Below are 23,354 nucleotides of genomic sequence, written 5' to 3'. Positions count from 1 at the left end.
CGTCGTTCTGCTAACCCTGTTGCGGTCGGGAACGCAGTTCCCGTCGGAGGATCTTCCCACTTGCCGTCTTCGGCAGGTCGGGCAGGATCTCCACCTGGCGCGGATATTTGTAGGCGGCCAGTCTCTCCTTGCAATAGAGGGCGAGATCGTCCGGATCGGTTGCAGTTCCCGGGCGAAGACTGATGTAGGCCTTGACGGTCTCGCCGCGGTACCCGTCAGGGACCCCGACCACGGCCGCCTCGCGCACCGCCGGGTGGGTGTACAGCACGTCCTCGACCTCACGCGGCCAGACCTTGAAGCCGGACGCGTTGATCATGTCCTTCTTGCGGTCGACGACATAAAGCCAGCCCTGCGGGTCCATGAACCCGATGTCGCCGGTGCGCAGTTCGCCGTCCGGGAAGGTCTCGGCGGTGGCCTCGGGCCGCCGCCAGTACCCCGGCACCACCTGCGGCCCGCGCACCGCGATCTCTCCCTGCTCGCCGAAGGGCACCTCGTTGCCCTCGTCGTCGATGATCCGGACGACCGTGTCCGGGCCGGGCACCCCGACCGCGAGGGTCCCGGAGACCGGGTCGACGGGCGCCTCCAGCTCCGGCGGCACCGATGCGCAGGGCGCGCTGCACTCGGTCAGCCCGTAGCCGTTGCGGATGTACGGCCCGAACCCCGCGCGGAACTTCTCCACCAGGGCCGGCGGCAGCGGCGCGCCGCCGGAGGAGATGTTGACGAAGGAGGCGAAGTGCTCCGGGGTGACGTCCGGGTGGGCGGCCAGGGCCATGAAAGCGGTGGACGGGCCGACCGTGTACTGCGGCCGGTGCTCGGCGAACGCCTCCAGCACCAGGCCCGGCTCGAAGCGGTAGGTCAGCACGAGCGTGCCCACGCTGGTGAGACAGGCGCAGAGCTGGCAGACCATGCCGGTGATGTGGAAGAGCGGCGCGAGGGCGTAGTAGACCGGCGCGTCGGGCAGGGCGAGCCCGGTCCGCTGCCGCTCCGCGTTGTACATGATGTTGCCGTGCAGGTTGGTGGCGCCCTTGGGGGTGCCGCTGGTCCCCGAGGTGTAGCTGATCAGGGCGATGTCCAAGGGCTCGGGGTCCCGCCCGGCGGGCGCCTTCCCGCCCTGCCGCGCGACGGCGACCAGGTCCGCGGCGTCCGCGGCCTGCGGCAGCCGTTCGAACGTCAGCACGCGCGCGTCGTCGCGGGTCTGGAAGTCCAGCTCGCTCGCGGTGAGCACGATCCGCACCGGCGAGCCGGCGGCCGTGTCGCGCAGGTACGACTCCCAGGCCCGCTGCGAGCAGACCAGCGCGGCCACCTCGGCGTCCCGCAGGACGTGCGAGACCTCCCCCGACTTGTACATCGGGTTTACCGGCACGACGGTCGCGCCCGCCTTCCAGGCGCCGAGCACCGCGAGCACGAAGTGCGGCGAGTTCTGCAGGATGACGGCGACCCGGTCCCCGCGCTCCAGGCCCCGCTCGGCGAGATGCGCGGCGACGGAGTCGCTCAGCTCGTCGACCTCGCGGAAGCTGAGGCGGGCGTCGAAGTAGGCGAGGCAGGTGCGGTCGGGCGCCTCGGCGACGGCGGTGCGCAGGGCGTGCACCAGCGAGGCGGGCGGGTCGACCGGCCCGCGCTGGGCGTCGTTGAGCAGCCCCACCCAGGGCCGGGCGGCGTAGCCGGACTCGGTCTGCGACTGGGTCACCGGGTGGCCTCCCACTTCTGCTGGATGTGGTTCATGTTGGTCAGCCAGCGGTCCGGGTCGGCGGCCCGCGCCTGGTAGAAGTCGGCGACCTCGGGGTGCGGCAGGATCAGGAACCGGTCCTCGGCCATCCCCTTGAACAGGGCGTCCGCGACGGCGTCCGGCTCGATCGCGGTCGGCTGGAGCACCAGGTCGCCCGCGCTGCCGGTGGCGGCGAGCATGTCGGTGCGGACGCCCTGCGGGCAGATGGCATGCACCTTCAGGCCCCGGTGCCGGTACGTCAGCGACAGCCACTCGGCGAAGGCGAGCGCGGCGTGCTTGGTCACGCTGTAGGGCGCGGCGCCGATCATCGTGAGCAGCCCGGCCGCGGACACGGTGGACACGAACCGCCCGCTCCCCCGCTCCAGCCACTCCGGCACCAGCTCCTGCGCGGCCCGTACGTGCGCCATGACGTTGACGTCCCAGGCGGACTCCCACACGGCCGCGTCGGCCGCCTCGGACCCGCCGGAGCCGAGGCCGGCGTTGGCGCAGTAGACGTCGACGCTCCCGCCCAGCGCGTCCCGGGCGGCGCCGACGATGCCGGACGCGTCCCCCGCGAGGGCGATCCCGCCGATCTCCGCGGCGACGGCGGCCGCCTTCTCCCCGGCCAGGTCGTTCACGACGACCCGGGCGCCTTCGGCGGCGAACCGGCGGGCGAGAGCGGCCCCGATGCCGCCTCCCGCTCCGGTGACGACGACTCGGGCATCTTGCACGGCTCCCACCATCGGTCTCCTTCGACACGACGCGACCAGACTCGGCTCAGCACGGCCACACTAACCGGTCGGTATGTTCCAGGAAAGGGCGACCGTCACACCCCCGAGGCGCAGGACCCCGAGGCGCGGGCCACTGTCCGACACGCGACCACTGCGACGCCCCGGGGGCGCTGGGGGTACCCCCGGCCGGAGGCTGGGGGAGGACTGCGCGACCAGCCACATCCGGTCTGCGGCCTGCCAGACTTCATGCGGGAGCACTCGACGTGGAGGTCACCCCATGCGCCTGTCCAGAAGAGCTCTGCTCACCGCCGCCACGGCGGCCGCCTCGATCACGGCGACGCCGGCAACCACGGCCGACGCCCACGGCACCCTCAGGACCGGCTTCGATCACCTCGCCGCCGACGGCTACGCCCTCCTCGCCGCCCAGAAGGTCGGCATCGTCACCAACCCCACCGGCATCACCCCCGACGCCCGCCACATCGTCGACGTCATGCACGCCGACCCCCGCGTGCACCTCACCGCCGTCTTCGGCCCCGAGCACGGCTTCCGCGGCACCGCGCAGGCCGGCGGCTCCGAGGGCCGCTACGACGACCCGGCGACCGGCCTCCCCGTCTACGACACGTACCTCAAGAGCGGGCAGCCCCTGGCCGACGTCTTCACCGCGTCCGGAGTGGACACCGTCGTCTTCGACATCCAGGACGTCGGCGCCCGCTTCTACACGTACATCTGGACGCTGTACGACTGCATGGAGGCCGCGCAGCTGGCGGGCCGGCGCTTCGTCGTCCTCGACCGCCCGAACCCGGTGACCGGCCGCACGGCCGAGGGCCCGGTCCTGCACCGGGAGTTCGCCAGTTTCGTCGGGCGGCAGCCGATCGCGCAGGCGCACGGGATGACCGTCGCCGAGCTCGCGCGGCTGTTCAACGCCGAGTTCCTCGGCACACCGGTCGCCCTGGACGTCGTACCGATGACCGGCTGGCGGCGCTCGCGCTTCTACGACTCCTACGGCCTGCCCTGGGTGCCCCCGAGCCCCAACATGCCCACCCCGGACACCGCCCTCGTCTACTCGGGGACCTGTCTCTTCGAGGGCACGAACCTCTCGGAGGGACGCGGTACCACCCGCCCCTTCGAACTGCTGGGCGCGGAGGGCGTCGACGCGCGCTGGGCGGCCGCCGCCAACGAGCTCGCGCTGCCGGGCGTGCGGTTCCGGGAGGCGTACTTCGCGCCGACCTTCTCCAAGTTCCAGGGCAGGACCGTCGGCGGGGTGCAGATCCACGTGCACGACCGGGCCGCCTACGACCCCGTACGCACCGGAATCGCCCTGCTGGTCACCGCGAAGAAGGTGTGGAGCGGCTTCGCCTGGCGTTCGGACGACTGGATCGACAAGCTCACCGGTTCCGCGCGCGTGCGCACGATGGTCGACGCCGGCGCGGGTCCGGACGAGATCGTCGGCGCGTGGCGGGACGAACTCGCCGCATTCCGCCGGGTCCGAAAGGAATTTCTCCTCTACAGGTGAGGCGCGGCGTATGGCCAACCTTGCCCGGTGGCGGGACGATGCGCGCACATCGCACCGGTTCGGGGGACGAGGAGCCTGGTATGGCGGATCCTGGGATGAGTGTGGCTCCCTACTGGGAACTGACCTTCGACGCGGACGGGGACCCGGACGACGCCGAACGCGACCGGCTGCTGGGCGAGATCGGCGGCCACGGCCTCAACGACCTGATCGTCTTCGCGCACGGGTGGAACAACGACCGCTCGGGCGCGACCCGCCTGTACCGGCGGTTCTTCGCACCGGTCCCGAAGCTCGCGCCGGGGGCGCGGATCGGGTACGCGGGGGTGATCTGGCCGTCGATGCGGTTCTGCGACGAGCCGATCCCCGACTTCCCCAAGTCGGTGGTGGCCACGGAGGCGGAGGAGGCACCGGCCCCCGTCCTCGACAAGGACACCCGGCACGCACTGCTGGAGACGTTCCCGGGGCGGGCCACCGTGGTCGACCAGATCGCGCGGATGCTGGACCAGCGGCCGGCGGGCGAACTGGACGAGTTCGGGCGCCTGGTCCGGCTGCTGGTCGAGGTCCTCCCCGGCGGCCCCCAGCCGCTGTTCGCCGCGGACACGCTCGCAGAGGGCGTCCCGCAGAGCGAACCCGTGCTGTTCAACGGGGACACGACGGCCCTGTGCGAGGAGTTCGCGGCGGCGCTGGCCGCCCTCCAGGGCGGTGGCGCCGCGGCCGGGTTCGCGCTGCCGGACCCCTGGGACGGCGCGAAGGAGCTGTTGCGGCAGGCCACGTACTACGCGATGAAACGGCGCGCAGGGACCGTCGGGGAGCGTGGGCTCGGGCGGGTGATCGGGCAGCTGGCCGGGGCGGCACCGGAGGTGCGGGTGCATCTGGTGGGGCACAGCTTCGGCGGCCGGCTGGTGTCGTTCGCGCTGCGCGGGCTGCCCGACGGGGTGCGGACGGTGAAGTCCGTGACCCTGCTGCAAGGGGCCTTCTCGCACTACACGTTCGCCGCCCGGCTGCCCCACGATCCGCGCGCCGGCGGGGTGCTCCAGGGGCAGCAGAACCGGATCGACGGCCCGCTGGTGTGCTGCTACTCCCACTTCGACGAGTCGCTGGGCACGCTGTACCCGCTGGCCTCGCGGATGGCGGACGACTGCGAGTCGGCGCTGGGCGAGGACGTGGCGCGGATGCTGGGCGACAAGTGGGGTGCGATGGGCCACGACGGCGTCCAGGAGGTGCCGGGGACCCGGTCGCTGGACCTGGCGGCGGCACTGCGCGGCCCGCTCGCCGCGCCGGGCTGCGTGAACGTCGACGCGGCGGCGGTGGTGAGGAGGGGCGGTCCGCCGTCCGGGGCGCACAGCGACATCGTGCACCCCGAACTGGCGCGGGTGGTGCTGGCGGCGGGGCACATCGTGTGACCCCGCCGCCGTGCGGCGTCAACCCGCCGGTGTGCGGCTCACCTGTGTGAGGTGAACTCCACGACCTGCTGGAAGGTCGGCCGGTTCTGCCAGCTGATGTTGTAGTGCTTGATGCCGCCCAGGGTGCGCTGCACGATCGAGTCGGCGCACCACTGGTCGCCCGCCGAGCACAGCGAGTCCCCGGGGTAGACAGTGGACGCGCTGGTGCCGGCCGCCGTTTTCAGGGTGCTGATGAGGATGTCCCGGCAGGCGCTGAGGCTGCCGCCGCCGCAGTACTGCTCGGCGAGCGGTCCCGACACGGTCTGCCCGAGCACCGACCGGATGTCCTTGTCGACATAACTCCACCAGCCGTACTGGAAGGAGCTTCCGGCATGCGCACCGGTCGGCCCGTGGGCGGCCGAGGGGGTCTCGTCGATGTACAGGTTGTTGGTGAACGCGGTGTACAGGTTGTCACCGAGGCCGGGCTGGAACTCGGCCTTGACCAGCAGCGGCCACCAGGCGTCCAGGATCCGGATGGCGTCGGCGTCGGCGTACGTCTTCGAGCCCGCCGAGGTCTCCGTGCGCTTGCCGCCCGCGGTCAGCCAGGTCTGGAGCTTGGTGACGGCCGCGGCGGCCGTGGAGTCGGTGACCGTACTGCTGTTGACCACCTTCAGCAGGTCCGGCAGCACGTCCTCGGCCCGCAGGTCCGTGAGCGAGGCGTCTGCCATGGCCTTGACAAGCGAGGAGCGGGTGACGCCCCCGGCGGCGACGAGTTTCCTGACCCGGTCGTTCAGCAGGTTGCCGCGGTGGACCGAGCCGTCGCCCCAGCTCGCCGTCGTGTAGTTCAGCGCCTGTTTGTTGTTCCAGGAGATGTAGTAGTCCTGGTCGATCGACTGGGGGTGCTGGGCGGCCGGCGTGTAGTCGGCCGTGTTGGTGGACGGGTCCCAGTTCTGCCACTCGTAGGCCGCCTGGCCCCAGACCGGGAACTCGGGGTCGACCCCGCTCGCCCGCACCGGGTTGTTGCCGCTGTTGTAGTACGCGGTGTGCGAGGAGTCGGCGTAGAACCAGTTGAAGGTGTAGTTGATGTGCTGGACCGCGCTCTGGAAGGTCTGCGGGCTCTTCACGTAGTCGGGGTCGTTGAGCATCTGGAAGCCGATGATCGAGTCGGCCTCGTGCATGTAGGAGGATCTCAGGGTGGTGTAGGCGACCTTCTTCCCGCCGACGGTGGCCCGGTATTCGACCGGGCCGTACTTGGTCTTCCAGACCTTCATGGTGTATGAACCGGCGGCCGTGCCGTCGGCCGTGGTCGGCTTCCAGGAGTTGGCCTGCTCGACCTCGTCCATCGCCGTGCAGGTGCCGTGGTACAGGTAGTGGTAGTCGTCCTGGCAGAGCTCGACCGCGTAGGAGTCGATGATGTCCTGCCCGGAGGTGGTCGCGGACCACGCGTAGTCCTGGCCGCGACCCAGTTCGACGTACATGCTCAGGCCGGCGAAGGAGGCGCCGCGGGCGCTGATGCCCGGCCCCTGGATCTCCTGGAGCATGAGCAACTGGGGCGCGAAGTAACCCGTCTGCGGCCCGAAGACCGCGATGGGGTGACCGCTCGCGGTGTACTTGCCGCTGACCACGAGGGCGTTGGACATGCCGCGTCTGGCCGAGCTGAGCGCGGTCTTGGTCGCCGCGGCGGAGGCGGCGTCGGCGCTCTGGTCCGCTCCCGTGCCGGTGGCGTTGTAGACCAGCGGTTCGGTGGTCACCGAGCCGGCGTCGGGCAGCGCCTCGCCCTGCGGGTTGTCGGGCTTGGTGCCGTAGGGGAAGCTCTCGCCGTTGTGGACGGTGAGCACGGCCTCGGGGTCGTTGCGCTCGCGGAACGACTCCCAGACCTTGGTGCCCTCCGTCACGCCGTACTTCTGCTGGGCGGCCAGCAGCGATATGGCGTTGTTGACCTCGCCGCCACCGCCGGAGCCGAACAGCGTGCCGATCACGGAGGCCAGCGCCACCAGGTCGGTGATCTTGAAGTGGTCGATCGTACCGGCGTTGGTGATCGAGTCCTTGTGCCCGGTCAGCACGTACTCGCCGGGGAAGTACCGGCCGCTGTCGGAGGCGTCGATGTAGGAGTTGATGCCGTCGAGGTAGGCGTCGGCGTCCGCGAGGGCCTGCTGGCCGCGGGCGCCGTTGTTGGCGACGGCGTTGTCGATCTGCGCCTGGAGGTCGGCCTCGGAGTAGGGGGCGTTGCGGTAGAACTCCTGCTCGAGGCCCTGGTTGGAGGCCACGCCGCCGGCGAAGGTGGTGAGCTGGCCGCGGCCGACGTGCCGGAACACGTCCATGAGCCACAGCCGGTCCTCAGCGGCGGCATACCCGGCGCCGAACTCCGTGCCGTATCTGGTGGTACCGGTGATATGAGGCACTCCGGTCGCCTTGTCGCGGACGATGGTGACGTCGCTGCGGCCGGCCGGCTTCTCCGTGGAGGCGACTTGACTGGACGCGACCCCGAGCGACGAGTCGTTGAAGAACGTGTTGATCTTCGCGTCGGTGAGGGTGGAGTAGCCCGTGGCCAGGTTGCTGTAGAGGCCGAGCTGGTCCTCGGCGTGGCTGGGCTGGGTGCCGAAGGCCTGGTTGAGCAGGATCTGGGCGAGGGTGGCGTTGCCGTTCTCGCCGGGCGGCAGGATGTCGGAACACTGGCCGCCGCAGTAGTCGTTGGAGGCCGTGGCCGCCACGGCCGGGGTCGCCTGGGCCAGCGGGGAGAGCAGCCCGGCGATGAGCACGCATACGGATGCGGCTTTCAGGAACCCGGGGAGCTTGCGGGGAGTTCTCAGTCTGTCGAACAACGCGTGGTATCTGGTGCGCCGTGGCATGGGGGCTCCTCACGACGAGTGGTGGTGCCGGACGTTACCGCCGGTATCCCCGGGATTGAAGATGAACATGCGTCAAGTTTTGGAGTGGTCGCCCGCGTCGGCGGTGTCACCCGCCGTCGGTCAAGGCGGGCGGCCTTATGGACGGCATCGGAAATCGGATGGAGCCGATTCGAGTGTCGATACGTCTATACGGCAACGCCGTGCGAAGCCCGTGCGGCGACGCCGAAGTGACCGAAGTACAGGTGCAGGTGTGACGGAGGTGCAGGGCGATGGCCGGTTTCCGGAGTCTGGCGAGACAGGTGCGAGACCCACGGTGCGATCTGGCGCTACGGCGTTATTCGCTGCGCAAGTGCCTGGAGCGGTTCGCTCCTTACGGGCACCGCGCCACCTGGGACCATCTCTGCTCGCGGGCCGGGTTCGGTCCCGAGGACCGCTCCCCCGATCCAGTGCGTCTCGTGGGCGCGCTGGAGGAGCTGGAGGAGGCGCGGACGGTATGGCTCGGCTATGAGAGCGAGTTCGCCGAGCGCCGCAAGAAGGAGAAGCACGACGGGCTGCGCCGCCCGGGCAGCGTGGACGACTGGCACCGGCTGACCTGGGGCGGATTCGGAGTGGCCTGGTGCGACGACCCACGGGTCCATCCCGACGAACCACTCGCCGAGGTGCTGCGACGGCTGATCGCCGCCCTGGAGCGCGAGCCGGGCACGATCTGCCCGGTGTGCGAAGGGGAGCGCCTCATCTGGAAGTACGACCTGGACCACGAGCCCTCCGCCGGTCCGGTCTGCGCGGACTGCGGGATCCTGGTGCCGCGTCCGGTCCTCACCCCCGAGGCCCTGGCCTACGCCAGGCGCGGGCGGCTTCTCATGTCGGCCTGACCACATCGGGGTGCGCCGGGGATGCCGCACCCCCCAACTGCCGGTGACCTGGCCGTTGTCAGCGGCGACCGGCACCATCGGAGCATGGAGCTGCAGGTCTGTCTGAACGGACGCCGTGGCGGTGCCGACGGCGCGGGCGTGCCACTGTCGCCGGCGGCGCTGGCGGATTCCGCCGCCGAGGCGGTCGCGGCCGGGGCGACGGCGGTCCACGTGCACCCGCGGACCCCGTGCGGGCGCGAGAGCCTGTCCCCGCGCGTGGTCGAGCCGACGGTGGACGCGCTGCGCGCACGGCGGCTGCGGGTACCCATCGGAGTGACCACCGGCGCCTGGGGCGCACCCGATCCGGCACTGCGGCTGAAGCGGGTGGGCACCTGGTCCGTCCTGCCCGACTTCGCCTCGGTCAACTGGCACGACCCGGGCGCCGAGGACGTCGCGGAGCAGTTGCTGGTGATGGGGATCGGGGTGGAGGCCGGCATCTGGTCCGGCACGGACGGGGCGGCGCGGTTCGCGGCCTCGCCGCTGGGACCGCAGGTGCTCCGGGTGCTCGCGGAGGTGACGGACCCCGACCCGGCCACCGCCGAGCAGTCGGCGCGGACCCTGCTCATCGAGCTGGGCACGGCCCACGGCCGTCCGGTCCTGCTGCACGGCGAGGAGGGCGGCACCTGGCCGGTGCTGCGGCTGGCGGGCCGGCTGGGCCTCGCGACCCGCATCGGCCTGGAGGACACCCTGCTGCTCCCCGACGGTGAACGGGCGCTGTCCAACGCCGAGTTGGTGACCGAGGCACTGCTCCAGTACGGCCGGTGACCGAGCGTCGGCCTAGCGTCTGCGTTCCACCCGCTCGGGCAGCAGACTGGAGCCTGCCCGCCGTTCGCCGAAGGCGTCGTCCGGGTTGGACAGCACGCAGGTGTCCAGCGACAGACAGCCGCAGCCGATGCAGTCGGTCAGATGGTCCCGCAGACGGTTGAGCTGCCGGATGCGCTCGTCGAGCTCCGTGCGCCAGGCCTCGGAGAGGCGGGCCCAGTCCTCCCGGGTCGGGGTGCGTTCCTCGGGGAGTTCCGAGAGCGCCTCGCGGATCGTCGCGAGGGGGATGCCGACGCGCTGCGCCGCCCGGACGAAGGCCACCCGGCGCAGGGTGTCGCGGGGGTAGCGGCGCTGGTTGCCGGAGGTCCGCCGACTGCTGATGAGGCCCTTGGACTCGTAGAAGTGCAGAGCGGAGACGGCGGCGCCGCTGCGTGCGGACAACTGGCCCACGGTCAGCTCGTGGATCTTCTCGGGAATCTGCGGCACCCCGCAGAGCCTACCCACCGGGCGCGGGTCGCGGTCCGTTGACAGGGGACGCGTACCCGACCATGCTAAGCAGTTGCTTAGACAATGCACGCGTGTTCCGTGAGTGCGAGAGGGCCGGCGACATGGCAGAACCGAGGATCTTCACCTCCCCCGACGAGCTGAAGGCGGCCGTGGGCGAGCAGCTGGGCTACACCGACTGGCTGGAGGTCGACCAGAAGCGGATCGACCTGTTCGCGGACGCGACCGGCGACCACCAGTGGATCCACGTCGACCCGGAGAAGGCGGCCGCCGGCCCGTTCGGCACGACCATCGCGCACGGCTACCTGACCCTGTCGCTGCTCCCGCTCTTCGGCCCCCAGCTGATCACGGTCGAGGGGGTGAAGATGGGTGTGAACTACGGCACCAACAAGGTCCGCTTCCCCGCCCCCGTCCCGGTCGGCTCCCGGCTGCGTGCCACCGCCAGGATCACCGGCGTGGAGGACGTCACGGGCGGCGTCCAGGTGACGGTCGCCTTCAGCGTGGAGCGCGAGGGCGGCGACAAGCCGGTCTGCGTCGCGGAGTCGGTGTCCCGGTACTACCTCTGAGGGCGGTGGGGCCGCTACTTGGACCCCACCATCCGCAGGACGAGGTCGGCGTAGAGCGCGCCGACCTCCTCGGGGGTGCGCGGGCCGTTCACGTTGAACCAGCGCGCGACGTCGATGCACAGCGACAGCACCGCCAGGGTGGTGCCGTGCACGTCGATGACGTCGAACTCGCCGGACGCGACGCCCTCCTCGATGATCCCGCGCACCTCGGCGTCCACCTGGCGTCGCAGGTCGAGGATCTCGGCGCGGGCGTCGGGGCCGAGGGCGTCGAGTTCGTACTGCACGACCCGGGCGGTGGTGCGCCGCCCGGCGTGCCAGCGGACGAAGGAGCTGACGGCGTCGGCGAGCCGCTCGGTGGCGGTGCCCTCGCGCCGGGCCGCCGTCTGGAGGATCTCCAGGGCCTTGTCGTGACCGATGCGGCTGATCCGGTGGAGCAGCTCCTCCTTGGTCTTGTAGTGGATGTAGAGCGCGGCGGGGCTCATGCCGGCCCGGCCCGCGATGTCGCGGGTGGTGGTGGCGTGGTAGCCGCGCTCGGCGAAGGCCTCCACGGCGGCGACCAGCAGTCGCCGGGCCGCGTCAGGCGTGACCTCTTCCCACGGCTCGACCTCGCCGCCGGTCGTCTCCTCCGCCGTACTCATCGCTCGCTCGCCCCTCTCGATACCGGAGCTCCACCATACCGCCCCTCCTGAGCGAGCGCTTAGTGTGCCCGCTCAGGGCTTTTCACGGGCGGCAGGAGGCCTCGGCGCGCCCCGAAGGCTCAGAGCTTCTCGAACGGGTCGTGCTCGGCGAGCAGCTTCTCCAGCCTGGCCTGGTCGACCCGGCTGACGATCTGGCCGGCCTCCTGGCGGTCGCGGACGACCTTCGCGAGGGTGAAGGCCGAGGTGACGAGGTAGAGCACGGCGATGCCGAGGAAGCCGCGCACCCAGGCGTCCGCGTGCAGCCGGAAGATGCCGATGGCGGTGGCCGTGAGGGCGAGGGCGAAGGAGGCGACGGCCTGGCCGTAGAAGGCGGCCGTGTTCTGGTGTCTGACCGGTGTGTCACTCATGGTCAGAGCATCGGCGAACGCGGACCCCCGCCACATCCGCCGGGATACTCAGGCGGGCGCAGGGAGGTACTCAGAACGCCGAGACGCCCGTCAGCGCCCGTCCGATGAGCAGTTTCTGGATCTGGCTGGTGCCCTCGTAGAGGGTCATCACACGCGCGTCGCGCAGGAGTTTGCCCGCCGGGTACTCGTCGATGTAGCCGTAGCCGCCGAAGACCTGGAGAGCGTTGTTGGCGGCCCGCACCGCGGCCTCGGAGGCGAAGAGCTTGGCCTTGGAGGACTCGGTGGCGAACGGCAGCCCGCGGTCGATCAGGTCGGCGACCCGCCAGGTCAGCAGCCGGGCCGCGTCCACGTCGACGGCGATGTCGCTGATGAGTTCCTGGACGAGCTGGTGCCCGGCGATCGGCGTACCGAACTGCTCGCGCTCCCCGGCGTACCGTACGGCCGCGTCCAGGGCGGCCTGCGCTATCCCGACACAGCCGGCGGCCACCGACATCCGCCCCTTGGCGAGCGCGGACATGGCGACCGAGAAGCCCTTGCCCTCGGGGCCGAGCATCGCCGAGGCGGGGACCCTGACATCCTCCAGGACGAGCTCGGCGGTGGCCTGGCCGCGCAGGCCGAGCTTGCCGTGCAGGGGACGCCGGGTGAGGCCGGGGGTGTCGGCCGGCACCAGGAAGGCGGAGACGCCCTTGTGGCCGGGGGCGTCGGTGGAGCGGGCGAAGAGCAGGACGACGTCGGCCCAGGTGCCGTTGGTGATGAACATCTTGGTGCCGTTGACGACGTAGTCGTCGCCGTCGCGAACGGCACGGGTGGTGAGGTTGCCCGCGTCGGAGCCGGTGCCGGGTTCGGTGAGACCGAAGCAGCCGACGTACGCGCCGGAGGTGAGCCCCGGCAGCCAGCGCCGTTTCTGCTCCTCGGTGCCCCAGGCGGCAACGGTCTTGGCGACCAGCCCCAGGGACACGGACACGATCCCGCGGACCGAGGAGTCCCCCCGGCCCAGTTCCTCCGTCACCAGGCAGTACGCGAGGTGGTCGCCGCCCGATCCGCCGTACCGCTCGTCGATCGTGAGCCCCAGGAAGCCGACCTCACCGAGCTTCTTCACGATCCCCCGGTCGACTTCCTCGGCGCGGTCCCAGGCGATCACGTTCGGGGTGATCTCGCGGTCGACGAAGTCCCGGGCGAGCTGCCGTACGGCGGTCTGCTCCTCGCTGAGCCCCAGGTTCACCATGCGATCACCCTTTAAATTAGCACTGCTAGTTTCTTTCCCCGGCCCTACTATGTGCGCCATGGCCCGACCGCGCAAGCCCCTGCTCAGCACCGACCGGATCGTCCGGGTGGCCCGGGAACTCGTGGACGCGGAGGGTCTGGCGGCCGTCTCCACCCGCCGGCTCGCGGCCGAGCTGGGGGTGAGCGGGCCCTCCCTCTACAACCACTTCCGTACCAAGGACGAGATCCTGGAGGCGGTCGCGGACTCGGTCAGTGCGCAGGTCGACCTGTCGATGTTCGAAGACCTCGGACAGGGTGAGGGGCGGGACTGGCGGACCGCGCTGCACGACTGGGCGGTGTCCTACCGGACGGCACTGCGGGACCACCCGAACATCGTCCCGGTCCTCGCCCGGGGTCCCGGCCGCCGCCCGGCCGGCCTGCGGGTCGCCGACGCGGTCTACGGCGCGATGGTGGGGGCGGGGTGGCCGCCGGCGCAGGCGACGTCGATCGGGGCACTGATGCGGTACTTCGTCATGGGGTCGGCGCTGGGGTCGTTCGCCGGGGGCTTCGTGGACGACGCGAGCGCGTACGATCCGGCCGACTATCCGCACCTGGGCCAGGCGCATCTGCTCGCGGAGCAGCAGGAGAAAGTGGACGAGCGGGCGTTCGAGACGGGGTTGCGGGCTTTGCTGGACGGGTTGAGTGAACAGTTCGCGCGGGTTGGGGGGACGGCGTAGGGGTGGTTGCGGCGGTCGGTCGGCCGCGGGCGGGTGGGGGCTGATCGCGCAGTTCCTCCCCCAGCCGAAGGCTGGGGAGGCACCCTGCCAGCGCCGGTAAGCGTCCCGACCCCCACCCCACCCCCACCCACCCGTCCGAAATCCGCCAGCCCCGGCCCGCGCCTCCTCCTTACCCTCGACCACATGAAGAAGCCCGACCACCGTCTCCTGCCCGTCGCCGCTGCGGCCGTCACCGTCGTGCTCTGGGCGTCGGCCTTCGTGGCGATCCGCAGTGCGGGCGGCTCCTACTCCCCCGGCGCGCTCGCCCTCGGCCGCCTGCTCTCCGGATCGCTCGTGCTCGGGCTCCTCTGTGCGGTGCGGCGCGAAGGGTTCCCACCCAGGTCCGCCTGGCGCGGCATCGCGGTGTCCGGCCTCCTCTGGTTCGGCTTCTACAGCGTCGTGCTGAACTGGGGCGAACAGCAGGTGGACGCCGGCACCGCCGCCCTCGTCGTGAACATCGGCCCGATCCTGATCGCCCTGCTCGGCGCCCGGCTGCTCGGCGATCCGATGCCGCCCCGGCTGCTCGCGGGCATGGCCGTGTCGTTCGCGGGCGCGGTGACCGTGGGCCTGTCGATGTCGGGCGGGGGCGGTTCCTCGGTGCTCGGCGTGGTGCTGTGCCTGCTGGCGGCCGTCGCGTACGCCGGCGGCGTCGTGGCGCAGAAGCCGGCGCTCGGCCACGCGAGCGCGCTCCAGGTGACGACGTTCGGGTGCCTGATCGGCGCCGTGCTGTGTCTGCCGTTCTCCGGGCAGCTCGTCGGCGAGGCGGCCGGCGCACCGCTCTCCGCGACCCTCGACATGCTGTACCTGGGCGTGTTCCCGCTCGCCCTGGCCTTCACCACCTGGGCGTACGCGCTCGCCCGTACGACGGCCAGCCGGATGGGCGCGACCACCTACGCGGTGCCCGCGCTGGTCGTCCTGATGTCGTGGCTGGCGCTCGGCGAGGTGCCCGGTGTACTGACGCTCGCGGGCGGGGTGCTGTGCCTGGCCGGGGTCGCGGTGTCCCGGTCGCGGGCGCGGGCCTCCCGGGTCGTGGCCGCCGTGCCCCAGGCACGGCCCGAGGAGACCCGGAAGCCCGCGTGAGGGCACCCGCTCGGGGCATCGCCGCTCAGAACACCACCAGCGCCCGGCCGCCCTTCCCGGCCAGCATGTTCTCGAAGGCGCCCGGGATGTCCTCCAGGGCGATCCGTTCCGTCACCAGCGCGGTCAGGTCCAGGCGGCCGGCCCGGACGTGTCCGGCGAGCACGGGCAGGTCGCGGGCCGGGTCCGAGTTGCCGTAGACGCAGCCGGAGAGGGTGCGGCCCCAGTGGAAGAGCTCCAGGGCGTTGAAGGTGACCTGTTCGGTCCTGGCGCCGATGCCGACCACCGTCGTACGCCCGCCCCGGCGGGTGGACTCCCAGGCGGCGCGGATACTGACCGCGCGGCCGACGCACTCCACGGCGACGTCGACGCCCTGTTTGCCGGTGAGGGCGCGGATCGCGCGGGGCGTGGTGTCGGAGGCGACGACGTAGTCGGTGGCGCCCGCCGCCCGCGCCAGCCCTTCCTTCTCCTGCGAGACGTCCACCGCGATGATCCGGGAGGCGCCGGCGATCCGGGCCGCCTGGACGGTGGCCAGGCCCACCCCGCCGACGCCGAACACCGCCACCGTCTCGCCCTGGCGGACGCGTGCCGAGTGGTGGACGGCGCCGTAACCGGTGAGGACCGCGCAGCCGAGGAGGGCCGCGTCGGTGAGCGGGATGCCCGCGGGGAGCGGGAGGACGCAGGACTCGGCGACCACGGTCTCCTCGGCGAAGGCCGCCACGTTCAGGCCGGGGTGCAGGTCGGTGCCGTCCGCGGTACGGGCGTAGACGTCGGCGGAGCCGTTCAGCGCGTTGGCGCAGAGCCAGATCTCGCCGAGTGCGCAGGCGGGGCAGCTGCCGCAGGAGGGCGCCCAGTTGAGGACGACCGGGTCGCCGGGCGCGAGACGGGTGACGCCCTCGCCCACGGCCACCACCGTGCCCGCGCCCTCGTGGCCGAGGACCGCAGGGACCGGCACCCGCATGGTGCCGTCGGACAGGGAGAGGTCGGAGTGGCAGACACCGGCGGCGGCGAGCCGGACCCGGACCTGTCTGGGTCCGGGGTCCGGGAGTTCGATCGCGGTGACCGACAGCGGGGCGCCCACGGCGGGCAGTACGGCGGCTCGGACCGTGACAGTCATCGCGGCGCCTCCTCAGAACTGCAGGGACTTGGTCTGGAGGTACTCGGCGAGGCCGTGCGCGCCCAGTTCGCGGCCGACGCCCGACTGCTTGTAGCCGCCGAACGGGGCGAGGGGGTTGAAGCGTCCGCCGTTGATGTCGACCTGCCCGGTGTCCATCCGCCGGGCGAAGGCCACCGCCTCCGCCTCGTCCCCGGCCCAGACGGCGCCCGCGAGCCCGTAGACGGTGCCGTTGGCGATGCGCAGGGCGTCGTCCTCGTCGGTGTAGCGCAGGATCGACAGGACCGGGCCGAAGATCTCCTCCTGCGCGATCGTCATCTCGGGGGTGACGTCGGCGAAGACGGTCGGGCTGACGAAGTAGCCCTGTTCGCGGGGTGATTCGGGGCCGCCGGCGACCAGCCGGGCGCCCTCCGCGACGCCCTTCTCGATGTAACCCCGTACCCGGGCCTGCTGCCTGGCGCTGACGACCGGCCCGATCCGCTCGCCGTACTTGGCGGCCGCCGTGGCCGCCAGCTCCACCGCCGCCTCGTACTGGTCGGTGTGCACCAGCATCCTGGTCCAGGCGCTGCACGTCTGGCCGGAGTTGGACATCACGTTGGCCACGCCGACGTTGACGGCCTTGGCGAGGTCGGCGCTCGGGAGGATGACGTTCGCGGACTTGCCGCCCAGTTCGAGGGCGACCTTCTTCACGGCGGCCCCGGCCACCGCGCCGATCCGCCTGCCGACGGCCGTGGATCCGGTGAAGGAGACCAGGTCGACGCCCGGGTGCTCGGCGAGGGCCTGCCCGGCGACCGGGCCGAGGCCGGTGACCAGGTTGAACACTCCTGCCGGGAAGCCGGCTTCGTGCACCGCCTCCGCGAACAGCTGGGCGGTGAGCGGGGTGTTCTCGGCGGGCTTCAGCACGACCGAGCAGCCCGCGGCGAGCGCCGGGGCGACCTTGGCGACGATCTGGTGCAGCGGGTAGTTCCAGGGTGTGATCGCGCCGACCACGCCCACCGGCTCCTGGTAGACGGTGGAGTTGCCGACCTTCTCCTCGAAGGGGTGGGTTGCCGCCAGTTCGGCGTACGAGCCGGCGACCGCGATCGGCACCCCCGCGTGGACCGTCCGGGAGAACTGGAGCGGTGCGCCCAGTTCCGCGGTGACCGTCTCGGCGATCTCCTCCTTCCGGGCCTCCAGCACGTCGCGCAGCGCGCCGAGCCGGGCGGCCCGCTCGGCCGGCGGGGTCGCGCCCCAGACCGGGAGGGCGGCACGGGCGGCGCGTACGGCGGTGTCGACGTCCAGGGCGCCGGCCGCCGGGACCCGGCCGACGACCTGCTCGTCGGCCGGGTTCACGACCTCGATCACGTCCCGACTCTCGGCGGCGCGCCAGGCGCCGTCGATGTACAGGCCGTCGTGTGCCTTCATGCTGCTTCCTCCCGGCGGGGCTGCGTCGTCCGAGTCACAAACTAGCGGCGATAGTTTTAGCGCGCCAGACATGCCCCGGGACACACTTCGGCACCATCAGAAGTCGACCTGGGCGTGTTCGTCGACCCTGCCGACGCTCTCCTGCGCGAAGGCCTTCTCGTAGGCCCGCCGGATCTCCTCGATCTTCCGGTCGCCGCCCTTGGCCGCGGACTCCGGATACAGCAGGACCAGCACGTACGACCGCTCCTTCTCGATCGTCCCGTGCGCGTCCCGCCACTGGCCGCGCCCGCTCAGCACGGTGAGCCCGTCGGGGAAGTCCGGGGTGACCTCCTTGTCGACGAAGGCCGTGAACTGCCGGCCGGTGACGGCGGGTCCGCCGTCCGGGCGGGCGGTGCCGAAGAGCAGCCGGGTCTCGATGTACGGTCTGCCACGCGCCGGGGCGGCGGGACGGCCGGCGGCCGGCGCCGTGTACGCGGCCGGAGCGCCGGCGAGCAGGATCCCCGCCACGGCGAGGGCCGACCCGTTGCGGAGGGAATGAGTGCGCATGCCCCCTTCCTAGAGGGACTGCCCCTCGCGGGTCCCCGCTTCCCGCCGGAGTTCACTCGTCCAGGTCGAACCACGGCCCCCGGCCCGGTCATCTCGTCGCGGTCAGGTGGGCGAAGACCACCACGTTGCTGGTGTAGCCCGTCCGCCGGCTGAAGAGGCCGCCGCAGGTGATCACGCGGAGTTCGGGCCGCCGGGTCGGGCCGTACACCTCCTTGTCGGGAAAACCGACCTTGTCATAGACCTTCACCCGGTCCACGGTGTACACGGCGGTACGGCCGTCCGCGCGCCCGGCCTCGATCCGCTTGCCGGGCTTGATCTGGGCGAGCGCCGCGAAGACCGCGGGTCCGGTCCTGGTGTCGCGGTGGCCGACGGCGATCGCGAGGCCGGACTCGCCGGGCGTGGCGCCGCCCTGGAACCAGCCGATCAGCTTCGGGTCGTCGACCGGCGGTGTCTCCAGCTGCCGGCCCCGGTCGAGTCGGACCCCGGTGACCGGCGCGTCGACACCCAGGAACGGGATGCGCATCGACGTCGGCCGGGACCGGGACAACGGGCGGGGCGGGGGCCCGGAGTCGGCCGCGCCCGGCCCGGACGCCGCCAGGGCGTCCGATCCGTCGGGCGCGGCCGACCCGTCGTGCCCCCACCACCGGACCACGGTCACCAGGAGGATCGCCAGCAGGGCCGTCCTGGCGAGGCGGTAGGCGCGGGTCCGGTACCAGGGCCTGCGTCTGCGCCTACGCGGCGCCATTGGGCCGGCGGCGGATCAGCCGGACGTACACCACACCGCTGGCCGCGACCAGGGTGACGGCCGTGGCCGCGGCCACGGGCGAGAACGCGGCCGTCGCGTCGGCGATGCCGCCGCCGCCCGCGTGCACACCGCCCTGCGGGCCGTTGTGGTCGCCGCCCTGCCCCCAGGACGTGTCGCCGCGCTGGTTGTCCTCGATCTGCCCGTTCGGACCGTTCGGACCGTTCTGGCCGTTCTGGTCGTTCGGACCGCCGTTGGGACCGCCGTTCGGGCCGTTCTGGTCGTTCGGACCGTTCTGGCCCTGCGGCCCGTCCTGCCTGCCGTCATGGCAGTTGACCCGGAAGACCTTCTCCTTCCGGGCGCCGTCCACGATCCACGTGAGCCGGTACTGGCCGTCCGCCAGGCCCAGCGGGTCGGTGTGACCGGCGCCTCCGGCGAGCTGGATGGAGCCGGCGACGGTCGCGGCGGTGGGCAGCGGGGGCTGCGGCGTGATCGTGTAGCCGATCGAGGTGAGGATGTCGAAGTTGACGGCGTCGAGGTAGAACTTGCAGACCAGCGGGTCGTCCTTCGAGACGCCGAAGGGCACACCCACACGGTGGAGCCTGATGTCGCCGTTCTCCCCTTGGGCGGCCGCGTTCGGCGCCGCCACCCACGACGCACCCGCCGCGGCGAGGGCGGTGAGGACAACCGTGGCGCCCGCACGGGAACCGGCGGTGCGCGGAAGTGTGAGCGTGACCATGCATGCTCCTCCGAGTTAGATGATTTTCATACAAATCGCCTTTCGTCTGGACTGTCACTCATGCACTCCACAACCCGTGGTATCCACGTCCGACGCGCCGTCAGATATCGCTCGTGCGGCGCAACGCCCGGCCCTTTCGCCGCGGCGACGGCACCGCACCGGCACCTGGGCCCCGCCCCGCCGCCCCCGGCGAGCGCACCGCCACCCCCGCCGACACCAGCAGCAACACGCCCAGCATCACGAACGGTGCGGCCACCCCGGCCACTCCCGCCAGCAGCCCCGCCCCGGCCGGCGCGGCCACCTGGCCGAGGCGGTTGCCGGTCAGCCGCAGGGCGAGCGCCGTGGAACGGGCGCCCTCGGGTGCGGCCTGGACGACCGTCGTCATCGACAGCGGCTGGCCGACCCCCAGGCAGAAGCCGAGTGCGGCGAGCGTCAGGGCCAGCGCCCACACCGGCACCGGCACCGCGATCCCCGCGCACAGCACGGCCGCCAGGAGGCAGGTCACCGTCAGCAGCACCGGCCGCCCGAGCAGCCGCAGCAGCGGTGTGAGGACGAGCCGGCAGGCGATCGTCGAACCCGCCCGCACGCTGAGCAGCACGCCGATCACGGCCGGGGAGATGTCCCGGTGCTCCCCGACCACGGGCAGGTACGCGGTCAGGATGTCGGTCGCGGACAGCACCGAGAGGCTGACGAGCATGCCGGCGGGAACGCCCCGGGCGCGCAGGATGCGGCCCACCGGAACCCGGTCCCCCGCCGCCGGACGGGACGTGACCGCCGTACGGTCCTCGATGCGCCACAGCGACGCGAACGCGACCGCCGCCCCCGCCCCCGCCACCACCAGCGCGAGCGCACTCGTGCCCGCCATGTCCGGCCCGCCGATGACCGCACCGGCGGCGATCGGCCCGACCAGCTGGCCCAGCGACGCGCCGATGGTGAAGTGGCCGAAGTTCCGGTCCTGTTCGTGCGGCGCCGACTGGCGGGCCACCAGCGACTGCGCGCCGATCACGAAGCAGAGGTGGCCGAGGCCCATCACCCCGCTCCACAGGGCCATCGCCCAGAGGGAGCCGGCGACTCCGCTGAGCGCGCAGCCGCCGGATATCAGGACGACGCCGGCGGGCAGCAACGGCGCGCAGCGGCCGTGGTCGGTGCGGCGGCCGAGCGGTACGGCGGCGAAGAGCGGGAGCAGGGCGTAGACACCGGCGATGACGCCGACCGCCCGCTCGTCGGCGCCGAGGGCGAGGGCCCGGTAGGAGACGGCGGGGCGGGCCATCGACACCGCCCCCTGGGCGAAGCCGAAGGCGATGACGAGACGGAGCAGCCAGCCGCGGTTCCTGGCGGGCGCCATGGTGAAGCCTCCTTGTGCCGTGTCACATGATCCCGAACAGGATTCCTGCCCCGAGCACCACCAGCGATGTCAGCGCCGCCCACTTCACGACGAACCGCGTGTGGTCGCCGAACTCGACCTTGGCCATGCCGACCAGGACGTAGACGGCCGGCACCAGCGGGCTGGACATGTGCAGGGGCTGGCCGACGATCGAGGCGCGGGCGATCTCCACCGCGGAGACGCCGTGTGCCTGGCCGGCCTCGGCGAGCACCGGCAGGATGCCGAAGTAGAAGCCGTCGTTCGACATGAAGTACGTGAGCGGGATGCTCAGCACGCCGGTGACGAGGGCCATGTGCGGGCCCATGCCGTCGGGGATGTTGCCGACGAGCCAGTCGGCCATGTGGTCGACCATGCCGGTGCCCTGCAGGACGCCGGTGAAGACGGCGGCGGCGAAGACCATCCCGGAGACGTTGAGGACGTTCTCGGCGTGCGCGGCGATCCGGGCCTTCTGGGCGGGCATCTGAGGGTAGTTGACGGTCAGGGCCAGGGCCGCGCCGAGCAGGAACAGCACCGGGATCGGCAGCCACTCCATGATCATGGCGGTGAGCAGGGTGACCGTGAGCAGCGCGTTGAACCAGTAGAGCCCGGGCCGCAGGGTCTCGCGGTGCGGGTCGAGGCCCTGGAACCCGTCGTCCTCGGGCTCGCCGGGCAGGTCCGCGCCGGTGCCGGAGCCCGGACCGCCGGTGCGCGAAGGGTTCTGGCCGGCGCCCACGAGAACCGTCTCCGGCTCCTCCACCAGCGCCTCCTCCAGCGTCAGCACGCCGAGCCGCCTGCGTTCGCGGCGGCCGAGGACGTAGGCGAGGGCGAAGACGAACAGCAGGCCCATGGCCAGCGCGGGGATCATCGGCACGAAGATGTCGCTCGCGTCCAGCTTGAGCGCGGTGGCGGCGCGGGCGGTGGGTCCGCCCCAGGGCAGGGTGTTCATCACGCCGTTGGCCATCGCGGCGACCCCGGTCATCACGACCAGGCTCATCTTCAGGCGCTTGTACAGCGGGTACATCGCCGAGACGGTGATCATGAAGGTGGTGGAACCGTCGCCGTCCAGCGAGACGATCGCGGCGAGTACGGCCGTACCCACGACGATCCGCAGCGGGTCGGCCTTGCAGAACCTCAGGATCCCCTTGACGACCGGGTCGAAGAGGCCGACGTCGATCATCACGCCGAAGTAGACGATCGCGAACATCAGCATCGCCGCGGTGGGCGCGAGACTGGTGACGCCGTCGATGACGTAGTCGCCGAGGTGGGCGCCCTTGCCGACGACCACGCAGAACAGCGCCGGGATCAGCACGAGCGCCGCGATCGGCGACATCTTCTTCAGCATGATCAGAACCAGGAAGGTCGCGATCATGGCGAAGCCGAGGATGGTCAGCATGAGTGGATCACCTAACGTTCGCCCTTGAACTCCCACCAGGGCCGGCGGTGCGGACGACGTTAGGTCGCGTCAAACCTCGTTAACAAGACGTTGACGCGCGAGCAATAAGCGCGAAAGTCCAGGTCACGGGGTTGCGGTCACTTCGATGGGGATGCCGTTGAGGACGGCGTTGCCGGACAGCGGGTCGAGCAGGCTGCCGTCCAGGAGCTGGTTGACGTTGACGCCGGGGGCCGTCGCGGCGTGGCTGAGGCGGGTGCCGGGGCGGTCGTGGCCCCAGCCGTGCGGGAGGCTGACGACACCGGGCCGGACGCCCTCGGTGACCTCGGCCGGGGTGACCACCTCGCCGCCGGCCCCCTTGACGCGTACGTCGGCGCCGTCGCGCACGCCGAGCCGTGCGGCGTCCTCGGGGTGGATGTGCAGGGTGCAGCGGTTGGAGCCGCCGGTGAGGGCGGGCACGTTGTGCATCCAGCTGTTGTTGGAGCGCAGGTGCCTGCGGCCGACGAGGACGAGCGCCGCGGGGCTGGTACCGAGGGCCGCGCGCAGCCGGGGCAGGTCGTCGGCGATCGGCCGCGGCAGCAGTTCGACCTTGCCGCTCCTGGTCTTCAGCGGCTGCGGGAGGCGTGAGGTGAGGGGGCCGAGGTCGATGCCGTGCGGGTGGGCGAGCAACCGCTCCAGGGTGAGCCCGTCGGGGCGGACGCCGAAGCCGTCGCCGTAGGGGCCTAGGCGCAGCATCAGGTCGAGCCGGCGCTCGGGCCCGCTCTCCCCGGTGAGCAGCCCGGCGAGTTCCTGCGGGTCCCGGCCGTGCACGGGCGAGTGGGTCTCCTTGACCGCCTTGCCGAGGGTCTGGCCGATGACCATGTCGTCCACGGCGGACGGTTCGGCGCCGTGCATGCCGCCGGCCGCGAGGATCAGCCGGGCCAGGATCTCGCTCTCCGCCATCCTGCCCGGCTCCAGCGGGACGGCGGCGCGGGAGTAGCGGACCTGGTTGCGCACGGCGAGGGTGTTGAAGGCGAAGTCGTGGTGCGGGCTCTG

At 71.9% G+C, this 23,354-nt stretch carries 22 protein-coding genes; 7 read left to right on the top strand and 15 right to left on the bottom strand.

The features are described 5' to 3' along the window. Positions 1-10 precede the first annotated feature (10 nt). The gene (locus JF597_RS24150) at positions 11-1,687 is read right to left on the bottom strand and encodes an AMP-binding protein (RefSeq protein ID WP_293998383.1); all 1,677 of its coding nucleotides are present in this window, start codon (positions 1,685-1,687) and stop codon (positions 11-13) included. Then, positions 1,684-2,448 (bottom strand): SDR family NAD(P)-dependent oxidoreductase, encoded by a 765-nt coding sequence (locus JF597_RS24145; RefSeq protein ID WP_293998381.1) that lies wholly within the window; start codon positions 2,446-2,448, stop codon positions 1,684-1,686. The genes JF597_RS24150 and JF597_RS24145 overlap by 4 nt, the downstream gene beginning before the upstream one ends. A 265-nt stretch (positions 2,449-2,713) precedes the next feature. Between JF597_RS24145 and JF597_RS24140 the strand changes: the two genes are divergently transcribed. Both JF597_RS24140 and JF597_RS24135 read left to right on the top strand, forming a co-directional pair. Then, positions 2,714-3,949, top strand: coding sequence for a DUF1343 domain-containing protein (locus JF597_RS24140; protein ID WP_293998378.1), 1,236 nt, complete (start codon positions 2,714-2,716; stop codon positions 3,947-3,949). 80 nt (positions 3,950-4,029) lie between these two features. Beyond that, positions 4,030-5,349, top strand: a complete 1,320-nt coding sequence (locus JF597_RS24135) for a serine-threonine protein kinase (protein ID WP_293998376.1) — start codon at positions 4,030-4,032, stop codon at positions 5,347-5,349. A 38-nt stretch (positions 5,350-5,387) separates the two neighbouring features. Here the strand turns inward: JF597_RS24135 and JF597_RS24130 are convergent, their stop codons facing one another. Then, complete coding sequence (locus JF597_RS24130) at positions 5,388-8,177, bottom strand: penicillin acylase family protein (RefSeq protein WP_293998373.1); 2,790 nt, start codon at positions 8,175-8,177, stop codon at positions 5,388-5,390. A gap of 269 nt (positions 8,178-8,446) precedes the next feature. Here JF597_RS24130 and JF597_RS24125 point away from each other — a divergent pair, with 269 nt between their 5' ends. Both JF597_RS24125 and JF597_RS24120 read left to right on the top strand, forming a co-directional pair. Further along, positions 8,447-9,049, top strand: coding sequence for a hypothetical protein (locus JF597_RS24125; RefSeq protein WP_293998370.1), 603 nt, complete (start codon positions 8,447-8,449; stop codon positions 9,047-9,049). An 84-nt stretch (positions 9,050-9,133) separates the two neighbouring features. Further along, positions 9,134-9,853, top strand: coding sequence for a 3-keto-5-aminohexanoate cleavage protein (locus JF597_RS24120; protein WP_293998367.1), 720 nt, complete (start codon positions 9,134-9,136; stop codon positions 9,851-9,853). A gap of 12 nt (positions 9,854-9,865) precedes the next feature. Here the strand turns inward: JF597_RS24120 and soxR are convergent, their stop codons facing one another. Then, positions 9,866-10,336, bottom strand: coding sequence for a redox-sensitive transcriptional activator SoxR (gene soxR / locus JF597_RS24115; RefSeq protein WP_293998364.1), 471 nt, complete (start codon positions 10,334-10,336; stop codon positions 9,866-9,868). A gap of 122 nt (positions 10,337-10,458) precedes the next feature. Here soxR and JF597_RS24110 point away from each other — a divergent pair, with 122 nt between their 5' ends. Then, positions 10,459-10,920 carry a MaoC family dehydratase gene (locus JF597_RS24110; protein ID WP_293998361.1) on the top strand — a complete coding sequence of 154 codons (462 nt, stop codon included), beginning with the start codon at positions 10,459-10,461 and terminating at the stop codon, positions 10,918-10,920. 14 nt (positions 10,921-10,934) lie between these two features. On the opposite strand, the gene JF597_RS24105 is transcribed toward JF597_RS24110, so the two are convergent. From JF597_RS24105 to JF597_RS24095, 3 genes are all read right to left on the bottom strand, one after another. Further along, the gene (locus JF597_RS24105) at positions 10,935-11,558 is read right to left on the bottom strand and encodes a TetR/AcrR family transcriptional regulator (protein WP_293998358.1); all 624 of its coding nucleotides are present in this window, start codon (positions 11,556-11,558) and stop codon (positions 10,935-10,937) included. A 119-nt stretch (positions 11,559-11,677) separates the two neighbouring features. Next, positions 11,678-11,965 (bottom strand): YiaA/YiaB family inner membrane protein, encoded by a 288-nt coding sequence (locus JF597_RS24100; RefSeq protein ID WP_093504975.1) that lies wholly within the window; start codon positions 11,963-11,965, stop codon positions 11,678-11,680. A gap of 70 nt (positions 11,966-12,035) precedes the next feature. Then, positions 12,036-13,187 (bottom strand): acyl-CoA dehydrogenase family protein, encoded by a 1,152-nt coding sequence (locus JF597_RS24095; RefSeq protein WP_293998519.1) that lies wholly within the window; start codon positions 13,185-13,187, stop codon positions 12,036-12,038. Between the two features lie 61 nt (positions 13,188-13,248). On the opposite strand from JF597_RS24095, the gene JF597_RS24090 reads away from it, so the two are divergent. Next, positions 13,249-13,905, top strand: coding sequence for a TetR/AcrR family transcriptional regulator (locus JF597_RS24090; protein WP_293998354.1), 657 nt, complete (start codon positions 13,249-13,251; stop codon positions 13,903-13,905). A 183-nt stretch (positions 13,906-14,088) separates the two neighbouring features. Further along, positions 14,089-15,024, top strand: coding sequence for a DMT family transporter (locus JF597_RS24085; RefSeq protein ID WP_293998352.1), 936 nt, complete (start codon positions 14,089-14,091; stop codon positions 15,022-15,024). Between the two features lie 25 nt (positions 15,025-15,049). On the opposite strand, the gene JF597_RS24080 is transcribed toward JF597_RS24085, so the two are convergent. The 8 genes from JF597_RS24080 to JF597_RS24045 all read right to left on the bottom strand — a co-directional run. Continuing rightward, positions 15,050-16,138 carry a Zn-dependent alcohol dehydrogenase gene (locus JF597_RS24080; RefSeq protein WP_293998350.1) on the bottom strand — a complete coding sequence of 363 codons (1,089 nt, stop codon included), beginning with the start codon at positions 16,136-16,138 and terminating at the stop codon, positions 15,050-15,052. A 12-nt stretch (positions 16,139-16,150) separates the two neighbouring features. Next, positions 16,151-17,539, bottom strand: a complete 1,389-nt coding sequence (locus JF597_RS24075; RefSeq protein WP_293998347.1) for an aldehyde dehydrogenase family protein — start codon at positions 17,537-17,539, stop codon at positions 16,151-16,153. Positions 17,540-17,635: 96 nt separating this feature from the next. Next, the gene (locus JF597_RS24070) at positions 17,636-18,085 is read right to left on the bottom strand and encodes a DUF3574 domain-containing protein (RefSeq protein WP_293998345.1); all 450 of its coding nucleotides are present in this window, start codon (positions 18,083-18,085) and stop codon (positions 17,636-17,638) included. Positions 18,086-18,173: 88 nt separating this feature from the next. Beyond that, positions 18,174-18,830, bottom strand: a complete 657-nt coding sequence (locus JF597_RS24065) for a class F sortase (RefSeq protein ID WP_293998342.1) — start codon at positions 18,828-18,830, stop codon at positions 18,174-18,176. Then, positions 18,817-19,566: a hypothetical protein gene (locus JF597_RS24060; RefSeq protein ID WP_293998339.1), complete on the bottom strand. Its 750-nt coding sequence runs from the start codon at positions 19,564-19,566 to the stop codon at positions 18,817-18,819. The genes JF597_RS24065 and JF597_RS24060 overlap by 14 nt, the downstream gene beginning before the upstream one ends. Before the next feature lie 100 nt (positions 19,567-19,666). After that, a complete protein-coding gene (locus JF597_RS24055) occupies positions 19,667-20,911 on the bottom strand; it encodes an MFS transporter (protein ID WP_293998336.1) in 1,245 nt (414 codons plus the stop codon). A gap of 22 nt (positions 20,912-20,933) precedes the next feature. Further along, on the bottom strand, positions 20,934-22,322 hold the full coding sequence (locus JF597_RS24050; protein ID WP_293998333.1) for a citrate:proton symporter: 1,389 nt from the start codon (positions 22,320-22,322) through the stop codon (positions 20,934-20,936). Positions 22,323-22,445: 123 nt separating this feature from the next. Continuing rightward, positions 22,446-23,354: molybdopterin dinucleotide binding domain-containing protein (locus JF597_RS24045; RefSeq protein WP_293998330.1), on the bottom strand; the 909-nt coding region annotated here is incomplete at its 5' end.

Source organism: Streptomyces sp., from assembly GCF_019510245.1.
Lineage (GTDB): Bacteria > Actinomycetota > Actinomycetes > Streptomycetales > Streptomycetaceae > Streptomyces.
The sequence above is the reverse complement of the archived record's forward strand: the minus strand, read 5'-3'. Positions and strand labels throughout refer to the sequence as shown.

Excerpts from the sequence above, each read along its gene's own strand:
- JF597_RS24145 (WP_293998381.1), bottom strand. The coding sequence starts at position 2,448 with ATGGTGGGAGCCGTGCAAGATGCCCGAGTCGTCGTCACCGGAGCGGGA.
- JF597_RS24140 (WP_293998378.1), top strand. The coding sequence starts at position 2,714 with ATGCGCCTGTCCAGAAGAGCTCTGCTCACCGCCGCCACGGCGGCCGCC.
- JF597_RS24135 (WP_293998376.1), top strand. The coding sequence starts at position 4,030 with ATGGCGGATCCTGGGATGAGTGTGGCTCCCTACTGGGAACTGACCTTC.
- JF597_RS24130 (WP_293998373.1), bottom strand. The coding sequence starts at position 8,177 with ATGCCACGGCGCACCAGATACCACGCGTTGTTCGACAGACTGAGAACT.
- JF597_RS24125 (WP_293998370.1), top strand. The coding sequence starts at position 8,447 with ATGGCCGGTTTCCGGAGTCTGGCGAGACAGGTGCGAGACCCACGGTGC.
- JF597_RS24120 (WP_293998367.1), top strand. The coding sequence starts at position 9,134 with ATGGAGCTGCAGGTCTGTCTGAACGGACGCCGTGGCGGTGCCGACGGC.
- JF597_RS24110 (WP_293998361.1), top strand. The coding sequence starts at position 10,459 with ATGGCAGAACCGAGGATCTTCACCTCCCCCGACGAGCTGAAGGCGGCC.
- JF597_RS24105 (WP_293998358.1), bottom strand. The coding sequence starts at position 11,558 with ATGAGTACGGCGGAGGAGACGACCGGCGGCGAGGTCGAGCCGTGGGAA.
- JF597_RS24100 (WP_093504975.1), bottom strand. The coding sequence starts at position 11,965 with ATGAGTGACACACCGGTCAGACACCAGAACACGGCCGCCTTCTACGGC.
- JF597_RS24090 (WP_293998354.1), top strand. The coding sequence starts at position 13,249 with ATGGCCCGACCGCGCAAGCCCCTGCTCAGCACCGACCGGATCGTCCGG.
- JF597_RS24085 (WP_293998352.1), top strand. The coding sequence starts at position 14,089 with ATGAAGAAGCCCGACCACCGTCTCCTGCCCGTCGCCGCTGCGGCCGTC.
- JF597_RS24080 (WP_293998350.1), bottom strand. The coding sequence starts at position 16,138 with ATGACTGTCACGGTCCGAGCCGCCGTACTGCCCGCCGTGGGCGCCCCG.
- JF597_RS24075 (WP_293998347.1), bottom strand. The coding sequence starts at position 17,539 with ATGAAGGCACACGACGGCCTGTACATCGACGGCGCCTGGCGCGCCGCC.
- JF597_RS24070 (WP_293998345.1), bottom strand. The coding sequence starts at position 18,085 with ATGCGCACTCATTCCCTCCGCAACGGGTCGGCCCTCGCCGTGGCGGGG.
- JF597_RS24065 (WP_293998342.1), bottom strand. The coding sequence starts at position 18,830 with ATGGCGCCGCGTAGGCGCAGACGCAGGCCCTGGTACCGGACCCGCGCC.
- JF597_RS24060 (WP_293998339.1), bottom strand. The coding sequence starts at position 19,566 with ATGGTCACGCTCACACTTCCGCGCACCGCCGGTTCCCGTGCGGGCGCC.
- JF597_RS24055 (WP_293998336.1), bottom strand. The coding sequence starts at position 20,911 with ATGGCGCCCGCCAGGAACCGCGGCTGGCTGCTCCGTCTCGTCATCGCC.
- JF597_RS24050 (WP_293998333.1), bottom strand. The coding sequence starts at position 22,322 with ATGCTGACCATCCTCGGCTTCGCCATGATCGCGACCTTCCTGGTTCTG.